Source organism: Actinomycetospora lutea (assembly GCF_028737205.1).
In the GTDB taxonomy this organism is placed as follows: Bacteria; Actinomycetota; Actinomycetes; order Mycobacteriales; family Pseudonocardiaceae; genus Actinomycetospora; species Actinomycetospora lutea.
Genome location: NZ_JAQZAL010000021.1, coordinates 54,401 through 74,161 on the forward strand (window position 1 = coordinate 54,401; position 19,761 = coordinate 74,161).

Below are 19,761 nucleotides of genomic sequence, written 5' to 3' on the forward strand. Positions count from 1 at the left end.
GATGAGCAGCCAGGACACACCTGGGGTGCACGACGTCCTCGTCGTCGGCTGCGGCGCGATGGGCTCGCAGATCGCCATGGCCTGCGCGCTCGCGGGCTACCGGGCGACCGCCTTCGACCTCGACGCCGGGGCGTTCGACCGCGCCGCGACCGAGCTGCGCCGTCGGCTCGACCGCGACGTCGCCAGGGGCCGGCGCGACGAGGAGGCGGTGACCGCGGCGTTCGAGCGCCTGAGCTTCACCACCGACCTCGACGCGGCGGCGCGGCGCGCCGACTTCGTCATCGAGGCCGCCGCGGAGGACCTCGAGGTCAAGCGCGAGGTGTTCGCCCGGCTCGACGCTCTCGCGCCGGCGCACACGATCCTGACCACCAACTCCTCGGCCATCGCCTCGTCGCGGATCGCCGACGCCACTGCCCGGCCCGACCGCGTCGCCAACATGCACTTCTTCAACCCGGCGCTGGTGATGCGCTGCGTCGAGGTCGTCGGCGGGCCCGAGACGTCCGCCGCGACCGTGGCCACGACCACCGCGCTCGCCCGCCGGCTCGGCAAGGACCCGGTGGTGCTGCGCAAGGAGGTCCCCGGCTTCGTCGCCAACCGCATCCTCGGTGCGGCCCGCGACGAGGCGGTCTCCCTGCTCGAGCGGGGCGTCGCATCGGTCCAGGACATCGACACGGCCTGCCGCACCGCGCTGGGCTACCCGATGGGCCCGTTCGAGCTCATGGATCTCACCGGGATCGACATCGGGTACCGCGCCAAGCTCGCCCGCTACGCCGAGACCGAGGACCCGGCCGACCGGCCCAGCCGCACGGTCACCGAGCTCGTCGAGCGCGGCGAGCTGGGCCGCAAGACCGGGCTGGGCTTCTACAGCTACGCCGACGACGGCACCCAGTACCCCCGCGAGGACGACGGGACCCCACGATGACGACCATCACCTCCGGCCCTCCGGAGATCTCCTCCAGCGACTACTACCTGCTCGACGAGCTGCTCACCGACGAGGCGCGCGACGTCCGCGACCGCGTGCGGGGGTTCGTCGACCGCGACCTGCTGCCGGTCATCAATGACTACTGGGACCGGGCCGAGTTCCCGTTCGAGCTGGTGCCGAAGATCGCGCAGCTGGGGCTCGTCGGGTCGACGATCTCCGGCTACGGCTGCCCGGGGCTCAGCCGCCTCGCGGCCGGCGTCCTGACCCGGGAGCTGGCGCGCGGCGACGGGAGTGTCAACACCTTCTTCGGTGTGCAGACCGGGCTCGCGATGGGCTCGATCGCGCTGCTGGGCAGCGAGGAGCAGAAGCAGCGGTGGCTGCCCGGCATGGCAGCCCTGGACATGATCGGGGCGTTCGCCCTGACCGAGCCCGGGCACGGCTCGGACGCCGTCCGTCTCGAGACCACCGCCCGCCGCGACGGTGACCATTGGGTGCTCGACGGCGCCAAGCGCTGGATCGGCAACGCCAGCTTCGCCGACGTTGTCGTCGTGTGGGCCCGGGACGTCGAGGACGGCCGGGTCAAGGCCATCGTGGTGGGGAAGGACGCCGACGGGCGTTATCCCGACGGCTACTCCGCCGACCTCATCACCGGCAAGATCGGCAAGCGTGCCGTGTGGCAGCCCGACATCACGTTGCGTGGCGTGCGGGTGCCGGTGGAGAACAAGCTCGACGAGGCCCGGTCGTTCCGCGACGCCACCCGGGTCCTGACCTCCACCCGCGGCGGGGCCGCCTGGGAATCGCTGGGCCACGCGATCGCCGCCTACGAGATCGCGCTGGCCTACGCGGGGGAACGCCAGCAGTTCGGCAAGCCGATCGCGAGCTTCCAGCTCGTCCAGCACAAGCTCGCCGAGATGCTCGCCGAGATCACCGCGATGCAGCTCTACTGCTTCCGCATGGCCGACCTGCACGAACAGGGCCGTCTCACCGGACCGATGGCTTCGCTGGCGAAGATGCACCACGCGCGCAAGGCCCGGCAGGTCTGCCTCGACGCCCGCGACATCCTCGGCGGCAACGGGCTGCTGATCGAGCACCACGTCGCCCGGCACCTCACCGACATGGAAGTCGTGCACACCTACGAGGGCACCGACTCGATCCAGTCCCTGATCGTCGGCCGCGACCTCACCGGCATCTCCGCCTTCACCTGACCCGCCCGCGCCACCCGGACCACCCTCGACGAAGAGACGCTGCGATGTTCACCTACGACCCGACCGCCTACCGGAACTACTTCGAGCGCGAGTTCACCTATCTCGCCGGCTTCCGCCGCAACACCCGCCGCTACGCCGGCCGGGTCGCGATGACCGACCCCGCGACCGGCGACCGCTGGACCTACGCCGAGCTGGGCCACCGGGTGGACGCCCTGGCCGCCGGGCTGGCCGCAGCCGGCGTGCGCCCCGGCGACGTCGTCGTCCACCAGCTCTTCAACGGTCCCGAGTTCGCCCAGCTCTACCTGGCCACCCAGGCCTGCGGCGCGGTGGGCTCGCCGGTCAACTTCCGGCTCGCCGCCGGCGAGACCGCGCACGTCCTCGACGACAGCCAACCCACCGTCTTCGTGTACGACACCGAGCTCTCGGAGATGGTCGCGGCCGCACTGGAGCGCGCCCGGCACCGTCCCGCGGTGATCGCCGCGGTCGGTCCCGGCACGCCCCTGCCGGGAGTGATCCCGTTCGAGGAGCTGGTCACGCCCGGCAAGCCCGTGCCGGCAGCAACGCGCACGGTCTACGACGAGACCACCCGGCTCTACACCTCCGGCACCACCGGCATGCCCAAGGGCGTCCCGCTCAACAGCATGGTCGAGATCTTCAGTGCCCATGACGTGATCATGCACTTCCCGCTGTCCCCCGAGGACCGCACGCTGAACATGACGCCCTGGTTCCACCGCGGCGGGCTGTACTCCGGCGGGCCCAACCCTGTGTTCTACCTGGGCGCCGAGGTCGTGCCGATGCGCGCGTTCGATCCGGAGCGCTGCCTCGATCTGGTCGCCGAGCACGGGCTGACCTACCTCATCGGTGCCCCGACCAACCTGGCGATACTCGCCCGGGCCCAGTCCGACCGGCCCCGCGACCTCTCCGCGTTGCGCGGCATCGTCACCATGGGCGCCCCGCTCGAGCGCGAGGCGTGCCTGCGCTACCAGGAGCTGCTCACGCCCCGCATCTTCAACGGATACGGCACCACCGAGACGTTCTGGAACACCTTCCTGCGCCCGGTCGACCTGCCCGACCACGCCGGTGCCGCGGGTCGCGCGTCCACCGACGACGACGTCCGCGTCGTCCAGGTCCACGAGGACCGCCCGGGTCGGCCCGACGAGCGGGTCGCCCAGGACAGCACGGAGGTCGGCGAGGTGATCGTCCGGTCCCCGAAGGCCGGCTACGCCTACGTCAACTCGCCGGCCCAGGAGGCGGAGAAGTTCCACGACGGCTGGGTCCACCTCGGCGACCTCGCCGTCTGGGACGCCGAGGAGTACGTGACGATCGTCGGCCGCAAGGACGACATGCTCATCTCCGGGGGCGAGAACGTGCACCCGGTGCAGGTCGAGGAAGCGCTCAACGAGCACCCGGGCATCACCGACTCCCTCGTGATCGGCGTTCCCGACCAGCGCTGGGGACAGCGCGTCGTCGCCTACGTCATCCGCACCGACCCGTCCCTCACGGCCGCCGACTGCGAGGCGCACTGCCGGGCGCACCCGATGCTGGCCCCGTACAAGCGGCCCCGCGCCTACCGGTTCGTCGACGAGCTCCCGCTCACCGCCACCGGCAAGAAGGTCCACTACCGCGCCCGGGCCCAGGCCGTCGAGGACGACGCCCAGGGCCTGTTCGAGACCCCCTGACCGATCCGACGACCCCAGAGGAGCACTGCCATGAACTTCTCCGACTACCAGCAGCTCGACTTCGAGCGCCAGGACAACGGCGTCCTGCTGATCACCATCAACCGCCCCGACAAGTACAACGCCACCGACGAGCAGCTCCACGGCGAGCTCGCCCGGGTCTGGAACGACGTCGCCAGCGACCCCGAGACGCGCGTCGCGGTCATCACCGGCGCGGGCAAGGCGTTCTCCGCGGGCGGGGACCTGGCCATGGTCGAGCGCCTGGCCGGCGACCACGAGCGGGTCTCCCAGATGCTCACCGAGATGAGCGACCTGGTCTACAACATCATCAATTGCGAGAAGCCGATCGTGTCGGCGATCAACGGGGTCGCCGTCGGCGCCGGCGTCGTAGTCGCGTTGCTCGCGGACATCGCCATCTGTGCCGAGGACGCCAAGCTCGGCGACGGCCACGTCAAGCTGGGCGTCTCCGCCGGCGACCACGCCGCGATCATCTGGCCGCTGCTGGCCGGGATGGCCAAGGCCCGCTACTACCTGCTCACCGGCGAGATGCTCACCGGCGCCGAGGCCGAGCGGATCGGCATGGTCGCCAAGGCGCTGCCGCGCGACCAGGTGCTCGACGAGTCACGGCGGGTCGCGCAGACCCTGGCCACCGGCGCCCAGCAGGCCATCCGGCTGACCAAGCGCTCGCTCAACAGCTGGCTGCGCACCGCCGGACCGACCTTCGACGCGTCCGCGGCCTACGAGATGCTCTGCTTCATGGGCCCCGACGTCGTCGAGGGCGCCACAGCACTGCGCGAGAAGCGCGAACCCCGCTTCCCCTCCGCCGCGCCGCAGTCCTCAGGGGTTCCCTCATGACCGACGCGGTGATCTGCGAACCCGTCCGCACCCCGGTCGGCGCCTTCGCCGGCGGCCTGCGCGACGTCCCGGTCCAGGACCTGGCCTCGACGGTCGTCCGCGAGCTCGTCGCGCGCACCGGGATCGCGTCGACGGACGTCGACGACGTCGTCTTCGGCCACTGCTACCCCACCATGGACGCCCCGGCCATCGGCCGCGTGGCGGCGCTGGACGCGGGACTCGACGTCGACGTCCCCGGCATCCAGGTCGACCGGCGCTGCGGCTCCGGCCTGCAGGCCGTGCTCTACGCGGCGATGGCGGTGCAGACCGGCGGCGCGTCCCTGGTGCTCGCCGGCGGTGCCGAGAGCATGTCCGGTGCCGCGCACTACTCGCACCAGCCGCGATGGGGTGTCAAGGCGGGCACCATCGAGCTCAAGGACGCGCTGTCCGTGGGCCGGGTGACCGCGGGCGGGCGCCACCACGAGGTACCCGGCGGCATGCTCGAGACCGCCGAGAACGTCCGTCGCGAATGCGCCATCTCACGGGAGGACCAGGACCGGCTCGCCGTGCGCTCGCACGAGAAGGCGGCGGCCGCCCAGAAGGAGGGGCGCTTCGCCGACGAGCTGGTGCCGGTCACGGTGCGGGGGCGGAAGTCGGACACCGTGGTCGACGCCGATGAGCACATCCGGCCCGACACCTCGCTCGACAAGCTGGCCGCGCTGCGCCCGATCCTCGGGCGGAGCGACGAGGGGGCCACCGTGACCGCCGGCAACGCCAGCGGCCAGAACGACGGCGCCGCCGCCTGCCTGGTGACCACCTCCGAGCGCGCCGAACAGCTGGGGCTGCGCCCCCTCGTGCGGCTCGTCTCGTGGGGCCTGGCCGGCGTCCGCCCCCGGACCATGGGGATCGGGCCGGTCCCCGCCACCGCAGCCGCCCTCGACCGCGCCGGTCTCGGGTTCGAGGACCTCGACGTCATCGAGCTCAACGAGGCCTTCGCCTCCCAGGTGCTGGCCGTGGCCCAGCAATGGGGCATCGACCCGGTTGCCGACGAGCGGGTCAACCCCAACGGCTCGGGTATCTCGCTCGGTCACCCCGTCGGGGCCACCGGTGTGCGCATCCTCGCCACCCTGGCCCGGGAGATGGACCGCCGCAGCGCCCGCTATGGCCTGGAGACGATGTGCATCGGCGGTGGGCAGGGTCTCGCGGCCGTCTTCGAGCGCGTCACCTGAGGAGGCAGGAACATCGTGTCCCAGCCGCCCTCCGGAGACCGACACCGGGTCGTGATCGTCGGTGGCGGGTTCGGGGGCGTGCGCGCCGCGCATGCCCTCAGCCACCTCCCGGTCGACATCACCCTCATCGACCGCACCAACCACCACCTCTTCCAACCGCTGCTCTACCAGGTGGGGACCGGTGTCCTCTCCCCCGGTCAGATCGCCCCGGCCCTGCGCAGCATCTTCCGGAAGAAGCCCAACGTGTGCGTCCAGCTGGCACAGGTCGACGGATTCGACCTCGACCGACGGGTCGTGCACGGTGTCGCGGACCACGGCATCGAGGTGCCCTACGACACCCTGATCGTCGCGGCAGGAGCGACCCACTCCTACTTCGGTCGCGACGAGTGGGAAGCACACACGCTCGCCATGAAGAGCCTCGATGACGCGAACCGACTGCGCAGCCGGGTTCTGGGTGCCTTCGAGATGGCCGAGCAGGCCGACACACCCGCCGAGCGGGAGGCGTGGCTCACCTTCGCCATCGTCGGCGCCGGCCCCACCGGGGTGGAGCTCGCCGGGCAGGTCGGGATCCTCGCCCACCGGCTCCTGCCGGCCGAGTTCCGCAGCATCGACACCACCAGCGCGAGGGTCCTGTTGCTCGACGCGGCGCCCACCGTTCTCGGTCCGTTCGCCCGGCCGCTGCAACAGCGTGCCCGGGCAGACCTGCACGAGCTCGGCGTCGAGGTGCAGACATCCGCGCCGGTCACGACCATCGATGCCGAGGGCATCGAGATCGCCGACGACACCGGGAGCCACCACCGGATCACCGCAAAGACGGTCATCTGGGCGGCGGGCGTGAAGGCCTCGCCCCTGGCCGAACGACTCGCCGAAGCCGCGGGAGCTGAGACCGACCGGGCCGGACGCCTCCTCGTCTCGCCGGACTGCACGGTCCCCGGCCACCCCGAGATCTTCGCCATCGGTGACATGGTCTCCCTCCCCGGAGTACCCGGAGTGGCACAACCCGCGATCCAGGAGGGCCGCTATGTCGCCGAGGTCATCGGCGCCCGCCTGGCCGGCGCCCCCACTCCGGAGCCGTTCCGGTACCGGGACAAGGGGGCGATGGCGATCGTCGGCCGGACCCACGCCGTCGCCCAAGTCGGCAGAATCCGGCTCACGGGATGCCCGGCTTTCCTCGTGTGGGGCGTGGTGCACCTGGCCTACCTGGTGGGCTGGGGCAACCGGTTCGAAGCGGTCGGCCGCTGGCTGTGGACGATGATCGCCCGCAACCGCCGGGAACGGCTGATCAGCGTCGTGAGCCTGGTCCCCGAGGAGACCGCTCGCGACCAGTTGGCCCGGACCGGTATCAGGCGCCGTCGCGAGCGCGCGGGGGTCGGTCCCGAGCGCCGGGAGAGGGGCACGGTCAGGCCATGATCGAACCGCTGCCGTCGGGACCGATCGTCGAGCAGATCCGCACGTCGATGGGCTACCGACTTCATGAGCGCTCCGGCTCGCGCGTCCGGGCGACGCTCACCCTCGGCGAGGCGCACCACCAACCGTTCGGGCGCGTCCACGGAGGGATCTACGCCATCGCCGTGGAGGGGGTGGCCAGCGAGGGTGCGTGTGCCGCGGTGGTTGACCGCGGCATGTACGCGGTCGGGACCAGCAACACCACCGACTTCCTCCGCCCCGTCACCGCCGACGAGGTCGAGGTGCTCGCCGAGCCCATCTTCCAAGGCCGAACCCAGCAGCTGTGGCAGGTCTCCATCACCCGCCTCAGGGACGGCAAGCTGGTAGCCCGGGGACAGCTGAGGCTGCAGAACCTGCCCCTGCCCGAGGACGCGTAGCAACCCTGCACCATCCACAGACCGGACAGCAGCTGCGCGGGACGGCCACGGCCGCCCGACCTCGTGTCCGCGCTCCATCCACCTATCCCGGCGCCCGGCACCGTTTCGATTTCGCGTCACGGGCGCGTCCCGGGCAGCGCACCCTCAACAGCAGTCGCGCATCAAGAAGGTGCTGGTCGGGCGACCAGAACTCGCTCGCTCGGGCTGGCCGTGCCACCGAGTAGCGCTCCGTTTCGCGTCACGCCACAGCCGAAATGACCTCACGCGACGTCGCCGTCAGAGCGTTTGCCCAGGTCATGGTGGGTGGAGACGAAGGGAATCGAACCCTCAACCCCCGCCTTGCAAAGGCGGTGCTCTGCCAATTGAGCTACGTCCCCGCGGGTCAGGACGAGGTGGTCGCCTCGTGCCAGACGTCCTTCGTGGGTTGCTGTTCCCGGTGACGCCGGAGGAGGACCACGGCCCCGGCGACCAGGGCGAGAGACACGAGGGCCTTCACCGCACCCCTTTCCACGACGACCCGGCCCACGGTACCGCAGCGTCCGCGCGCGCCCGTCCGCCGCACGCGAGCGGCAGCGGCCGGCGACGGGCTCCCCTCGCCCATCTATCCGAGCGAAGGTGCCCTTCGCTCGGAACGGGTGATCGTCGGGCGGCCTCGCGCCGTGCCCGCCCCGAGCGGTAGGACTCACCCGAGACGACGGCGTCGTGGACGGGAGCTCGGATGGCCGGGGCGGGTCGTGCCTACGTGGTGGGCACGTTCGACACGAAGGGCGAGGAGCTGCGGTACGTCGCCGGGCTCCTGCGGGACGCGGGGCACGCGGTGACGACCGTGGACGTCGGCACCAGCGACCCGGACGCGGGCACGGCGGACGTGGGCCCGCGCGAGGTCGCGGGGGACGCCGCGTTCACCGGCGACCGCGGGAGCTCGGTGACCGCGATGAGCGCGGCGCTCGAGCGCTGGCTCCCGGAGCGCGACGACGTCGCCGGGGTGCTCGCGCTCGGCGGATCCGGCGGCACCGCGCTCGTGACGCCGGCGCTGCAGCGCCTCCCGGTGGGCCTGCCGAAGATCGTGGTGTCGACGGTGGCCTCGGGCAACGTCGCCCCGTACGTCGGCGCCGTCGACATCACGCTCATGTACTCGGTGACCGACGTCGCCGGGCTCAACCGGATCAGCCGGCGGGTGCTCGGCAACGCCGCGCACGCGCTCGCCGGCATGATCGCCACGGAGCCGCCGCCGGCGCAGGACAAGCCGGCGCTCGGTCTGACGATGTTCGGGGTCACGACGCCGTGCGTCACCGCGGTCACCGAGGCGGTCAGCGACCGGTGGGACTGCCTGGTCTTCCACGCGACCGGCACCGGCGGGCGCGCGATGGAGAAGCTCGTCGACGACCGGCTCGTGGAGGCCGTCGTCGACGTGAGCACCACCGAGATCGCCGACCTCGTCGTCGGCGGGGTCATGGCGGCCACCGAGGACCGCCTCGGAGCGATCGCCCGCGCCGGCGTCCCGTGGGTCGGGTCGGTCGGGGCGCTCGACATGGTCAACTTCGGGGCGCCCGACACCGTCCCGGAGCAGTTCCGCGGCCGGACCCTCTACGAGCACAACGCGCAGGTGACGCTCATGCGCACGACGCCCGAGGAGAACCGCGCGGCCGCGGCGTTCCTCGCCGAGCGGCTCAACGCCTGCCCGGGCCCGGTGCGCCTCGTGCTGCCGCTCGGCGGTGTCTCGGCCCTCGACGCGCCCGGCATGCCCTTCGCCGACCCCGAGGCCGACGCCGCACTGTTCGACACCCTGCGCGAGCACGTCCGCGTCGACGAGGGACACCGCGTCGTCGAGAGCCCGCACCACGTCAACGACCCCGAGTTCGCCGCGACCCTCGTCGCCGCGCTCGAGGAGATCACCGGAGGACGCCCGTGACCCGCGCCGAGATCCTGGAGCGTCTGCGCGCCAAGGTCGACCGTGGCGAGCCGATCGTCGGGGGTGGCGCCGGCACCGGCCTGTCCGCCCGCTGCGAGGAGGAGGGCGGGATCGACCTCATCGTCATCTACAATTCCGGCCGGTACCGCATGGCCGGACGCGGTTCGCTCGCCGGATTGCTCGCGTACGGCAACGCCAACGACATCGTGGTCGAGATGGCGCGCGAGGTCATCCCGGTCGTGCGCCACACCCCGGTCCTCGCCGGCGTGAACGGCACCGATCCGTTCCTCATCCGCCCCCGCTTCCTGCGCGAGCTGCGCGAGCTCGGCTTCGCGGGCGTGCAGAACTTTCCGACCGTCGGCCTCATCGACGGCACCTTCCGGGTGAATCTCGAGGAGACCGGGATGGGGTTCGACCGTGAGGTGGAACTCATCGCCGCCGCGCACGAGGAGGATCTCCTCACGACGCCCTATGTGTTCTCCGTCGAGGACGCCCGGGCGATGACCGAGGCCGGCGCCGACATCGTCGTCTGCCACATGGGGCTGACCACCGGCGGGACGATCGGGGCGCAGACGGCGAAATCGCTCTCCGACTGTGTCGCACTCGTCGACGAATGGGCCGAGGCGGCGCGCTCGGTGCGCGACGACGTCCTCGTGCTCGTGCACGGTGGACCGGTGTCCTCTCCCGAGGACGCCGCGTACGTCCTCTCGCGCACGCGCGCCTGCCACGGCTTCTACGGCGCCAGCAGCATGGAGCGCCTGCCCACCGAGCAGGCCCTCACCGCCACGACCCGGGAGTTCGTCTCGCTCCGCCCCTCGACCCCCCAGGAGGACTGACATGCCCGACCTGACCGCCAGCGCCGTGGTCCCCGCCGACGCCGACACCGTGTGGCGGGTGGTCCGCGATTTCGACGGGCTCCCGACCTGGCACCCGGCGATCGCGGCGAGCGAGCTCGAGGGCGACGGGCGCAGCGACCAGGTGGGCGCCGTGCGCCGGCTCACCCTCGGCGACGGCGGCGTCGTGCGCGAAAGCCTCGTCGCCCTCGACGACCGTGAACGACGCCTGACCTACGCGATCCTCGAATCGCCGTTCCCGGTCCGGGACTACCGCTCGACCATCCGCGTCCACCCCGTGACCAAGACCGGCGAATCCTTCGTCGCCTGGTCGGTGCTCTTCGACTGCGACCTCGACGACGCCGAACGGCTCAGTGCGTTGTTCGCGGGGGATGTGTTCGGAAGCGGGTTGGACGGTCTGGTCTCGCATTTGTCGCCGTCGGCGTGACGTTCGCAGCACGGAAACTCCTCCCCGTCGAACACTCCGTCCTTTCTTTGCTATTCTCGCCGCGCAACGAATAGACGGCACCTCATCGGTTCGATGATGTAGTGAGGAGTCACGCCAGCCATGGCACAGAAGACCATCGTCACCCTGGTCGACGACCTGACCGGCGAGGAGGCCGAGGACATCACGACGGTCGAGTTCGCTCTCGACGGCGTGACCTACGAGATCGACCTCGACGACAAGAACAGCGCGCGCCTGCGCGACGCGCTCGCCGAGTACGTCGCCGCCGCGCGCCGCACCGGCGGCCGGCGTTCGAACGGCGGCGGGCGTCGCCGCTCCGGCGCCGGCACGGGCACCCCGCGGGCGACGTCGCCCGGCGGCTACGACCGTGAGACCTCGAAGCAGATCCGGGAGTGGGCGAAGGCCCAGGGCTTCGAGGTGTCCGACCGCGGCCGTGTGCCGAACAACGTCGTGGAGGCGTGGGAGGCCCAGCGCAAGGGCTCCGAGCACGCCGCGACCTTCTCCGGCTAGATCCTTCCCGAGAATGACGACGGCCCCGGAGCGCGGAGCTCCGGGGCCGCTCGTGTCGGTGGGGTGCACCGTGGGGGTGGGCCCAGCTGGATTTGAACCAGCGACCTCGTCGTTATCAGCGACGCGCTCTAACCAACTGAGCTATGGGCCCTCGCAGCAACCACCAGGTGCGGACGCCACGGTACCCGACGGTCACCGGGCGTCCGACACCGGGATCCCGCCCTAGTCGCGCTCCGACAGGGTCACCTCGATGCCGCCCGCGACGTCCGCGGAGATGTTGTAGATGAACGCCGAGACGCTCGCGAGCGCGGTGAACAGGATGATGTTGACGACTCCGATGACCGCCGCGACGCCGAACACACCGCCGGCGGTGATGAGCTCGCCGCCACCGCCCGCGTCGGACGTCAGGTCCTGGTAGGTGCCGTTGAGCTGGGCCCACACCCCCATGCCGTCGAGCACCGCGTAGAGCACGCCGACCGCGAACATCCACACGAAGAACAGCGCCACGCCCAGCACGAGGGCGAGCTTGAGCACCGACCACGGGTCGAACCGGCGGACCTGCAGGCTCGCCCGTCGCGGCGCCTTGCCGGTGCGCGGGCGCCCCGCCGAGAGCTCGGCGACGTCGTCGGGCTCGCGACGCGTGTCGTCGTCCCGGTTGCGCAGACCGAGCTGCTCGGGCGAGAGCTGGTTGGTCGGCGCGTCGATCCCGGACGAGCTCGTCGTCGCCGATCCCTCGGCCGGCCGCGCCGTTCCGGACGCCGGCGCGGTGCGCGCGGCGATCGGGATGCCGCCCGAGGGCGTGCCGGAGCCGTCACCGGGCGGGCGTCCGTAGCCGGGCCCCGGGGAGCCGGGACCCTGCGGGCTAGGCCCTCCGGGCCCTCCGGGCCGTGGGAAGGGCCCCGACGGCGGGTGCGCGCCACCCGGACCGCCCTGACCACCCGGACCACCGGGACCGCCGGGACCCGCCGGACCGCCGGGACCACCCGGACCCGCCGGTCCTCCGGGACCGGGCTGCCCCGGCCGCGGCTGGCCGCCACCGGGGGCGGGCGGGCCACCGGGCCGCCCGGTCGGGATCGGTCCGGACGGCGGACCCGCAGCCGCCCCGCCGCGCTGCCACGGCGGGGGCGGGCCGGCCGGTCCGCCCGTCGTCTCGCCCTCCGCGGACGAGGACGCCGCCCCGGTGGCCGACCCGGCCTCCCCGGAGGCCTCGGACTCGGCCCCGTTCGCCTCGCTCGACGTCGCGCCCGACTCGTCCTCGACGGCGTCGACGCGGGTCGTCGACTCCGCGTCGCCGTTCCGCGCGGCGTCCGAGTCGGGAGCGGACTCCTGCGTGCTCGTCCGCGTCCCGCCCCCGCCCGTCGTCTCCGACGTCGCGGGGCCCGGCTCGTCCGGCTTGCTCGGTGTGCTCACGAAAGAACTCGTCTCGTCGGTCGGTGACGGGAGATCAGGGCTGGCTCAGGCGGGGATCGTCACGGCTGGGGCGGTGCGGTCGTCCCGCCGGCGTCCGGGTCGCCCGCGTTCTCGGCGTTCCGGGCGATGGCCAGCAGCGTGCCACCCTCACCGAGGTTCATCAGACGCACACCCTTGGTCTGGCGGCCCGCCTTGCGGACCTCCTTGGCGGTCGTCCGGATCACTCCGCCGCTCGCCGTGATCGCGTACAGCTCGTCGTCGAGCTCGACGATGAGCGCCCCCACGAGGGTCCCGCGACGGCGGTCGTACTGCAGGGTCAGCACGCCCTTGCCCCCGCGGTTCTGCACCGGGTACTCGTCGATCGGCGTGCGCTTCGCGTAGCCGCCGCCGGTCGCGACCAACAGGAACGTGCCCGCGCGGACCACGCCGAGCGAGAGGAGCTCGTCGCCGGAGTTGAAGCGCATGCCGGTGACGCCCGATGTCGCGCGGCCCATCGGGCGCAGCGCGTCGTCGCTGGCGGTGAAGCGGATCGACTGCCCCTCGGCCGAGACGAGCAGCAGGTCGTCGTCGCCGGAGCAGAGCACGGCGCCCACCAGCTCGTCGTTCTCGCGCAGGTTGATGCCGATGAGGCCGCCGGCGCGGTTGGAGTCGAAGTCGGTCAGCCGCGACTTCTTCACCAGCCCGGCACGCGTCGCGAGCACCAGGTACGGCGCCGCGTCGTAGTCCTTGATGTGCATGACCTGGGCGATCTGCTCCTCGGGCTGGAACGCGAGGAGGTTCGCCACGTGCTGGCCGCGGGCGTTGCGGTTGGCCTCGGGCAGCTCGTAGGCCTTCGCCCGGTACACGCGGCCCTTGTTGGTGAAGAAGAGCAGCCAGTCGTGCGTGGAGCAGACGAAGAAGTGCGCCACGAGGTCGTCCTGCTTGAGCGTCGCGCCCTGCACACCGCGCCCGCCGCGCTTCTGCGCGCGGTAGAGGTCGGTCTTGGTGCGCTTCGCGTAGCCGGTGCGCGTGATCGTGACGACGATGTCCTCGACCGCGATGAGGTCGGAGTCGGCGACCTCGCCGTCGTAGCCGACGAGGCGCGTCAGGCGGTCGTCGCCGTACTTCTCGACGATCTCGCCGAGCTCGTCGCGGACGATCTGCCGCTGCCGCTCGGGGCGGGCGAGGATGTCCTCGAGGTCGCGGATCGTCTCCTCGATCTCGGCCAGCTCGTCGATGATCTTCTGGCGCTCGAGGGCGGCGAGGCGCCGCAGCTGCATGTCCAGGATCGCCTGGGCCTGGACCTCGTCGATCTCGAGCAGGTCCATGAGGCCGGAGCGCGCGACGTCAACGGTCTCCGACGCGCGGATCAGCGCGATGACCTCGTCGAGGGCGTCGAGCGCCTTGACCAGACCACGCAGGATGTGGGCCCGCTCCTCGGCCTTGCGCAGGCGGTAGCGCGTGCGCCGGACGATGACGTCGATCTGGTGGCGGATCCAGTGCCGGATCATCTGGTCGAGCCGCAGGGTGCGCGGCACGCCGTCGACGATCGAGAGCATGTTGACGCCGAAGCTGTACTGCAGCTGCGTGTGCTTGTAGAGGTTGTTCAGCACGACCTTCGCGACCGCGTCGCGGCGCAGCGTGATGACGATCCGGCGGCCCACCCGGTCCGACGACTCGTCGTTGATCTCGGCGATGCCCTGGATGCGCCCGTCGCGCACCAGCGTCGCGATCGACTCGATGAGCGAGTCCGGGTTGACCTGGTAGGGCAGCTCGGTGACGACGAGGATCGTGCGGCCCTTGGCGTCCTCCTCGACCTCGACCACCGCGCGCATGCGGATCGAGCCGCGACCGGTGCGGTAGGCCGACTCGATGCCGTCGGTGCCGACGACGAGGCCCGCGGTGGGGAAGTCGGGCCCCTTGATGAAGCCCATGAGCGCCTCGAGGGTCTCCTCCTCGGAGGCCTCCGGGTTGTCCAGCGCCCACGTCGCGCCGGCCGCCACCTCGCGCAGGTTGTGCGGCGGCATGTTGGTGGCCATGCCGACCGCGATGCCGGCGCTGCCGTTGATCAGCAGGTTGGGCACCCGGCCGGGGAGGACCGTGGGTTCCTGGGTGCGGCCGTCGTAGTTGTCCGCGAAGTCGACGGTCTCCTCGTCGATGTCCGCGAGCATCGACATCGCGAGCGGCGTGAGGCGGCACTCGGTGTAGCGCATGGCCGCGGCGGGGTCGTTGCCCGGCGAGCCGAAGTTGCCCTGGCCGTCGATCAGCGGGTAGCGCATCGACCAGGGCTGGGCCAGGCGCACGAGGGCGTCGTAGATCGCCGAGTCGCCGTGCGGGTGGTAGTTGCCCATGACGTCGCCGACGACGCGGGCGCACTTCACGTAGCTGCGGTCCGGGCGGAAGCCGGAGTCGTACATCGAGTACAGGACGCGGCGGTGGACCGGCTTGAGCCCGTCCTCCACCAGCGGCAGCGCGCGACCCACGATGACCGACATCGCGTAGTCGATGTAGGAGCGCTGCATCTCCTGCTGGATGTCGACCGGCTCGATGCGGTCGCCGGGTCCACCGGGAGGCAGGGTCGTCTCGGTCACGCGGTTCTCACCCTCCTGGCGCCCCTCGCACGGGGCACCGGACGCCGTCGATCCTATCGGGGCCGGGGGTGCTCCCCCGGCTCCCCCGGACGGCCCGCGCCGGCGTGTTCGCGCCGGTCACGGGGCATGTCCGGGTTCGGGACGGGATGCCTGGTTCCACGGGAAACGTCGGCCTCCCCCGTCCCTCGACCTCGACTACACGTCGAGGAACCGCACGTCCTTGGCGTTGCGGGTGATGAACGACCGCCGGGACTCCACGTCCTCGCCCATGAGCACGCTGAACAGCTCGTCGGCGGTGGCGGCGTCGTCCAGCGTCACCCGCTGCATCAGCCGGGTGGCGGGGTCCATCGTGGTCTCCCACAGCTCCTTGGCGTTCATCTCACCGAGGCCCTTGTAGCGCTGGACGCCGTCGTCCTTGTTGATCTTCTTGCCGGCCGCACGGCCGGCCTCGATCAGGCTGTCGCGCTCGCGGTCGCTGTAGGCGAACTCCGGCTCGGCGTTCCGCCCGCCCCACTTGATCTTGTAGAGCGGGGGCATCGCCAGGAACACGTGCCCCTGCTCCACCAGCGGCCGCATGAACCGGAACAGCAGGGTCAGCAGCAGCGTGCGGATGTGCTGGCCGTCGACGTCGGCGTCGGCCATCAGCACGATCTTGTGGTAGCGCAGCTTCGAGAGGTCGAACTCGTCGTGGATGCCCGTGCCGAGCGCCGTGATGATCGACTGGACCTCGTTGTTCTTGAGGACGCGGTCGATGCGGGCCTTCTCGACGTTGATGATCTTGCCGCGGATCGGGAGGATCGCCTGGAACATCGAGTCGCGGCCGGACTTCGCCGAGCCACCCGCCGAGTCGCCCTCGACGATGTAGACCTCGCTCTGCTCCGGGTCGTTGCTGCGGCAGTCGGCGAGCTTGCCGGGCAGGCCACCCAGATCGCCGGCCGTCTTGCGGCGGACGAGCTCGCGGGCCTTGCGGGCGGCCAGACGCGCCTGGGCGGAGCCGACCGCCTTGTTGATGATGGTCTTCGCCTCGGCCGGGTTGGCCTCGAACCAGTCGGCGAGGTACTCGTTGCAGACCTTCTGGACGAACGAGCGGACCTCGGTGTTGCCGAGCTTGGTCTTGGTCTGGCCCTCGAACTGGGGCTCCGCGACCTTCACCGAGACGATCGCCGCGAGACCCTCGCGGATGTCGTCGCCGGTGAGCGCCGGGTCCTTGTCCTTGATGAGCTTCTTGTCGCGCGCGTAGCGGTTGACCGTCGCGGTCAGCGCCGAGCGGAAGCCCTCCTCGTGGGTGCCGCCCTCGGTGGTGTTGATCGTGTTGCAGAAGGTGTAGACGGACTCGGAGTAGCCCGAGTTCCACTGCATCGCGACCTCGACCTGGTGGCCGGTGCCCTCCGCCTGGAAGCCCACCGGCTTGCGGTGGATCGGGTCCTTGGCGTGGTTGATGTGGGCGACGAAGTCCTCGAGGCCGCCCGGGTAGTGGAAGGTCCGCTCCTTGACCTTCGACACGTAGCCCTCGGCGTCCGGGGCCTCGTCGAGGTCCGTGCCGTCGACGTCGCTGCCCTCGGGCTTGCGCTCGTCGCGCAGGGTGATGGTCAGGCCCTTGTTCAGGAACGCCATCTCCTGGAGCCGGCGCGAGACGGTCTCCAGGTTGTAGGTCGTGGTCTCGAAGATGCCCGGGTCCGCCCAGAAGGTGATGGACGTCCCGGTCTTCTTCGTCCTCCCGGCCGCGACGAGCTCCCCGGGCACCGAGCGGTCGTAGTGCTGGGTCCAGATCTGGCCGTCGCGGTGGATCTCCACGTCGAGCGCGGTGGACAGCGCGTTGACGACGCTGATGCCGACGCCGTGCAGACCGCCGGAGACCGCGTACGACTTGTCGTCGAACTTGCCGCCGGCGTGGAGCATGGTCATGACCATCTCGACGGCGGGCTTCTTCTCCACCGGGTGCTCGTCGACCGGGATGCCGCGACCGTCGTCGACCACGGCGATGCCGCCGTCCGCGAGCAGCGTGACCTGCACGTACGTCGCGTAGCCCGCCATCGCCTCGTCGACCGAGTTGTCGACGGCCTCCCAGATGAGGTGGTGCAGACCGCGCTCACCGGTGGAGCCGATGTACATCCCGGGCCGCTTGCGGACCGCCTCGAGTCCCTCGAGGACGGTGATCGACGAGGCGCTGTAGTCCCCGTTGTTCTTCTTCTGGGCCGAGTTCGGTGCGGCTGCCACGGGCTCCGGTGTCTCCCTTGCGTGGGCACGTGCCCGCGCGTCGCGCGCGCGGGCGGAAGTTCTGCCTCCAGTCTACCGGGTCGCCCCTCGCAGAACGGGCCCGGCACGCGGCTCAGCGCGTCACACGGCGCACGAAACGGCATCCGGAGGGTCCGACCGGCCGCCAGCGGTCCTGCGGCGCTCTGGTGCGGCGACGACGGCCCGTGCGGGCGAGCGGTCCGTGACCGTCGCTCAGCCGTACGTGTCGCGCGGCCCGCGGCCCGACACGTGGCGGGGTCCGCGCCGCCAGCTCGGCGCCGCCGGCCCGTGGATGCGCATGGACGTCACGACCCCGTCGCCCAGTCCCGCGGCGATGCGGCCGATCAGCTGGCGCTGGAGCAGGCGCAGCTGGGTGGCCCAGGCCGTCGAGTCGGCCTGCACGGTCAGCACGCCGTCGCGCAGCGACTCGGGACGGGCGTGCGCGGCCACCTCGTCGCCCACGAGCTCGGCCCAGCGCCCGAACACCGACCCGGACGCGAGCCGGGGCGCCCACCCGCGGTCGCCGGAGAGCCGGGAGGCGAGGCGGCCGAGGGTCTGCGGGTCGCGCTCGTCGGCGCCGGCCCCCGACCAGCCCCGTCGGCGCGGCCGGCCGAGACCCGACCCCGACCGCCGGACGGGCTTGCGGATCCCGTTGCCGCCCCCCGACGCCGCGCGCCGCTCGGCCGCGGCCGCACGGGCCGCCGCGAGGGCGTCGCGGGCGAGGTCGGCACCCCGGCGGGAGGTATGCCGACCGTCCGTCGCGGCTCCCGTCGCGGGGTCCGGATCACCACGTTCGGGGGTGTGGACACTTTGTTCGCGGGACCCGCCCTGCTCGCGCCCCGGATCCGGGGACGGACGACCGGCCGCGGCGGATCTGGTGGCCGAGTTGTCCACAGCATCCACAGGTCTGTCCCCAGGACCCCGCCCGGAATCACGCCTCCGGACCACCAGATCCACCCCCTGTCGTCCCGCTGACGGCAGCGATCTCACTGACCGTGCCCGAATCGACCACGTAGCGTGCTCCTTGCAGGTCGCCGGGCACATCGTCGTCCACCGCGGCCGTCACGAGCACCTGCTCGGCGCGCGCCGCGGTGCGGGCGAGCGCCCGGCGGCGCCGGACGTCGAGCTCCGCGAAGACGTCGTCGAGCACCAGGACCGGCTCCGAGCCCTCCCCGCGCAGCAGCTCGAAGCCGCCGAGACGCAGCGCGAGGGCGAGCGACCACGACTCGCCGTGGCTCGCGTACCCCTTGGCCGGACCCTCGCCGAGGGTGAGCTCGAGGTCGTCGCGGTGGGGACCGACGAGGCAGACGCCGCGCTCGATCTCCTGACCGCGTCGCCGGCGCATCTCCTCGAGCAGCATCGCCTCGACGTCCTCGGCGCTCGGGAGCGCGGCGCCCGGGGCGCCCAGCGCGTCGACGCTCTCCGCGCGCGAGCGGTAGCGCGCCCCGACCGGCTCCGACTCCGGGGCGACCTCGGCGTAGGACGCGATGACGTGCGGCGCGAGCGCGGCGGTGAGCTCCAGACGCCCGGTGACCAGCGCCGCGCCGGCGCGGGCCAGGTGGGCGTCCCAGACGTCGAGCGTGCTGGTGTCGCCGCGGGCGTGGCGGGCGGTCTTGAGCAGGGCGGAGCGCTGGCGCAGCACCTTGTCGTACTCGGCGCGCACGCCGGCCCAGCGCGGCGCGCGCGAGACCAGCAGCTCGTCGAGGAAGCGGCGGCGCTCGCCCGGATCCCCCCGGACCAGCGCGAGGTCCTCGGGCGCGAACACCACCGTGCGCACGATCCCGAGCACCTCGCGGGGGCTGCGCACCGGCGCGCGGTTGACGCGCGCCCGGTTGGCCTTCCCGCTCGCGATCTCGACCTGGACGGTGAGCTCGCGGCCCTCGTTGACCGCGACCGCGCGCACCAGCGCCGACGACGCCCCCCGCCGGATGAGCGGGGCGTCGCCCGCGACCCGGTGCGACGACAGGGTCGCCAGGTACCCGACGGCCTCGACCAGGTTGGTCTTGCCCTGGCCGTTGGCGCCCACGAGGACCGAGACGCCGGGCGCGAAGTCGAGGTCGGCCTGTTCCCAGGAGCGGAAGTCGGTGACCGAGAGCGCCCGGACGTACATCAGCTCCTCCCGTCGCTCCGCTCGCC

Annotated in this window: 16 protein-coding genes, 2 tRNA genes and 1 pseudogene; 11 read left to right on the plus strand and 8 right to left on the minus strand. The window is 72.0% G+C overall.

Going from position 1 to position 19,761, the window contains the following annotated elements; translation table 11 throughout:
* Position 1: 1 nt before the first annotated feature.
* Genes PHK61_RS21825 through PHK61_RS21855 form a run of 7 tightly spaced genes read left to right on the plus strand, consistent with a single transcriptional unit; the run spans position 2 to position 7,689 of the window.
* Positions 2 to 922, plus strand: coding sequence for a 3-hydroxyacyl-CoA dehydrogenase family protein (locus tag PHK61_RS21825; protein WP_274283127.1), 921 nt, complete (start codon positions 2 to 4; stop codon positions 920 to 922).
* Positions 919 to 2,127 (plus strand): acyl-CoA dehydrogenase family protein, encoded by a 1,209-nt coding sequence (locus PHK61_RS21830; RefSeq protein WP_274283128.1) that lies wholly within the window; start codon positions 919 to 921, stop codon positions 2,125 to 2,127. The genes PHK61_RS21825 and PHK61_RS21830 overlap by 4 nt, the downstream gene beginning before the upstream one ends.
* A gap of 44 nt (positions 2,128 to 2,171) precedes the next feature.
* Positions 2,172 to 3,806 carry a class I adenylate-forming enzyme family protein gene (locus tag PHK61_RS21835; RefSeq protein WP_274283129.1) on the plus strand — a complete coding sequence of 545 codons (1,635 nt, stop codon included), beginning with the start codon at positions 2,172 to 2,174 and terminating at the stop codon, positions 3,804 to 3,806.
* Positions 3,807 to 3,836: 30 nt separating this feature from the next.
* Complete coding sequence (locus PHK61_RS21840) at positions 3,837 to 4,658, plus strand: enoyl-CoA hydratase/isomerase family protein (protein WP_274283130.1); 822 nt, start codon at positions 3,837 to 3,839, stop codon at positions 4,656 to 4,658.
* Positions 4,655 to 5,866, plus strand: coding sequence for an acetyl-CoA C-acetyltransferase (locus PHK61_RS21845; protein WP_274283131.1), 1,212 nt, complete (start codon positions 4,655 to 4,657; stop codon positions 5,864 to 5,866). The genes PHK61_RS21840 and PHK61_RS21845 overlap by 4 nt, the downstream gene beginning before the upstream one ends.
* Positions 5,867 to 5,917: 51 nt before the next feature.
* On the plus strand, positions 5,918 to 7,276 hold the full coding sequence (locus PHK61_RS21850) for an NAD(P)/FAD-dependent oxidoreductase (protein ID WP_274283186.1): 1,359 nt from the start codon (positions 5,918 to 5,920) through the stop codon (positions 7,274 to 7,276).
* Positions 7,273 to 7,689, plus strand: a complete 417-nt coding sequence (locus PHK61_RS21855) for a PaaI family thioesterase (RefSeq protein ID WP_274283132.1) — start codon at positions 7,273 to 7,275, stop codon at positions 7,687 to 7,689. Before PHK61_RS21850 ends, PHK61_RS21855 begins: the two co-directional genes overlap by 4 nt.
* Before the next feature lie 304 nt (positions 7,690 to 7,993).
* On the opposite strand, the gene PHK61_RS21860 is transcribed toward PHK61_RS21855, so the two are convergent.
* Positions 7,994 to 8,066: transfer RNA gene (locus PHK61_RS21860), tRNA-Ala, on the minus strand.
* A 5-nt stretch (positions 8,067 to 8,071) separates the two neighbouring features.
* Positions 8,072 to 8,290, minus strand: coding sequence for a DLW-39 family protein (locus PHK61_RS32120; RefSeq protein WP_420791424.1), 219 nt, complete (start codon positions 8,288 to 8,290; stop codon positions 8,072 to 8,074).
* 117 nt (positions 8,291 to 8,407) lie between these two features.
* Between PHK61_RS32120 and PHK61_RS21865 the strand changes: the two genes are divergently transcribed.
* From PHK61_RS21865 to PHK61_RS21880, 4 genes are all read left to right on the plus strand, one after another.
* Positions 8,408 to 9,601, plus strand: a complete 1,194-nt coding sequence (locus tag PHK61_RS21865; RefSeq protein WP_274283133.1) for a Tm-1-like ATP-binding domain-containing protein — start codon at positions 8,408 to 8,410, stop codon at positions 9,599 to 9,601.
* Positions 9,598 to 10,437, plus strand: a complete 840-nt coding sequence (locus tag PHK61_RS21870) for a phosphoenolpyruvate hydrolase family protein (RefSeq protein WP_274283134.1) — start codon at positions 9,598 to 9,600, stop codon at positions 10,435 to 10,437. Before PHK61_RS21865 ends, PHK61_RS21870 begins: the two co-directional genes overlap by 4 nt.
* Before the next feature lies 1 nt (position 10,438).
* On the plus strand, positions 10,439 to 10,882 hold the full coding sequence (locus tag PHK61_RS21875; RefSeq protein ID WP_274283135.1) for an SRPBCC family protein: 444 nt from the start codon (positions 10,439 to 10,441) through the stop codon (positions 10,880 to 10,882).
* Positions 10,883 to 11,002: 120 nt separating this feature from the next.
* Positions 11,003 to 11,410 carry a histone-like nucleoid-structuring protein Lsr2 gene (locus PHK61_RS21880; protein ID WP_274283136.1) on the plus strand — a complete coding sequence of 136 codons (408 nt, stop codon included), beginning with the start codon at positions 11,003 to 11,005 and terminating at the stop codon, positions 11,408 to 11,410.
* Positions 11,411 to 11,487: 77 nt separating this feature from the next.
* Here the strand turns inward: PHK61_RS21880 and PHK61_RS21885 are convergent.
* The 6 genes and pseudogenes from PHK61_RS21885 to recF form a co-directional block, all read right to left on the minus strand.
* Positions 11,488 to 11,561: transfer RNA gene (locus tag PHK61_RS21885), tRNA-Ile, on the minus strand.
* A gap of 71 nt (positions 11,562 to 11,632) precedes the next feature.
* Positions 11,633 to 12,274 (minus strand): annotated as a pseudogene (locus PHK61_RS32250) (DUF3566 domain-containing protein); the annotation flags it as partial.
* Positions 12,275 to 12,879: 605 nt separating this feature from the next.
* Positions 12,880 to 15,390, minus strand: coding sequence for a DNA gyrase subunit A (gene gyrA / locus PHK61_RS21895; RefSeq protein ID WP_274283137.1), 2,511 nt, complete (start codon positions 15,388 to 15,390; stop codon positions 12,880 to 12,882).
* A 195-nt stretch (positions 15,391 to 15,585) separates the two neighbouring features.
* Positions 15,586 to 17,607 carry a DNA topoisomerase (ATP-hydrolyzing) subunit B gene (gene gyrB / locus PHK61_RS21900; RefSeq protein ID WP_274283138.1) on the minus strand — a complete coding sequence of 674 codons (2,022 nt, stop codon included), beginning with the start codon at positions 17,605 to 17,607 and terminating at the stop codon, positions 15,586 to 15,588.
* A gap of 231 nt (positions 17,608 to 17,838) precedes the next feature.
* Positions 17,839 to 18,528, minus strand: coding sequence for a DciA family protein (locus PHK61_RS21905; protein ID WP_274283139.1), 690 nt, complete (start codon positions 18,526 to 18,528; stop codon positions 17,839 to 17,841).
* A 28-nt stretch (positions 18,529 to 18,556) separates the two neighbouring features.
* The gene (gene recF, locus PHK61_RS21910) at positions 18,557 to 19,735 is read right to left on the minus strand and encodes a DNA replication/repair protein RecF (protein ID WP_274283140.1); all 1,179 of its coding nucleotides are present in this window, start codon (positions 19,733 to 19,735) and stop codon (positions 18,557 to 18,559) included.
* Positions 19,736 to 19,761: the final 26 nt, after the last annotated feature.

Bases quoted from the DNA above. Each gene is read 5' to 3' on its own strand.
- PHK61_RS21825 (WP_274283127.1), top strand. From the start codon at position 2: ATGAGCAGCCAGGACACACCTGGGGTGCACGACGTCCTCGTCGTCGGC.
- PHK61_RS21830 (WP_274283128.1), top strand. From the start codon at position 919: ATGACGACCATCACCTCCGGCCCTCCGGAGATCTCCTCCAGCGACTAC.
- PHK61_RS21835 (WP_274283129.1), top strand. From the start codon at position 2,172: ATGTTCACCTACGACCCGACCGCCTACCGGAACTACTTCGAGCGCGAG.
- PHK61_RS21840 (WP_274283130.1), top strand. From the start codon at position 3,837: ATGAACTTCTCCGACTACCAGCAGCTCGACTTCGAGCGCCAGGACAAC.
- PHK61_RS21845 (WP_274283131.1), top strand. From the start codon at position 4,655: ATGACCGACGCGGTGATCTGCGAACCCGTCCGCACCCCGGTCGGCGCC.
- PHK61_RS21855 (WP_274283132.1), top strand. From the start codon at position 7,273: ATGATCGAACCGCTGCCGTCGGGACCGATCGTCGAGCAGATCCGCACG.
- PHK61_RS32120 (WP_420791424.1), bottom strand. From the start codon at position 8,290: ATGGGCGAGGGGAGCCCGTCGCCGGCCGCTGCCGCTCGCGTGCGGCGG.
- PHK61_RS21865 (WP_274283133.1), top strand. From the start codon at position 8,408: ATGGCCGGGGCGGGTCGTGCCTACGTGGTGGGCACGTTCGACACGAAG.
- PHK61_RS21875 (WP_274283135.1), top strand. From the start codon at position 10,439: ATGCCCGACCTGACCGCCAGCGCCGTGGTCCCCGCCGACGCCGACACC.
- PHK61_RS21880 (WP_274283136.1), top strand. From the start codon at position 11,003: ATGGCACAGAAGACCATCGTCACCCTGGTCGACGACCTGACCGGCGAG.
- recF (WP_274283140.1), bottom strand. From the start codon at position 19,735: ATGTACGTCCGGGCGCTCTCGGTCACCGACTTCCGCTCCTGGGAACAG.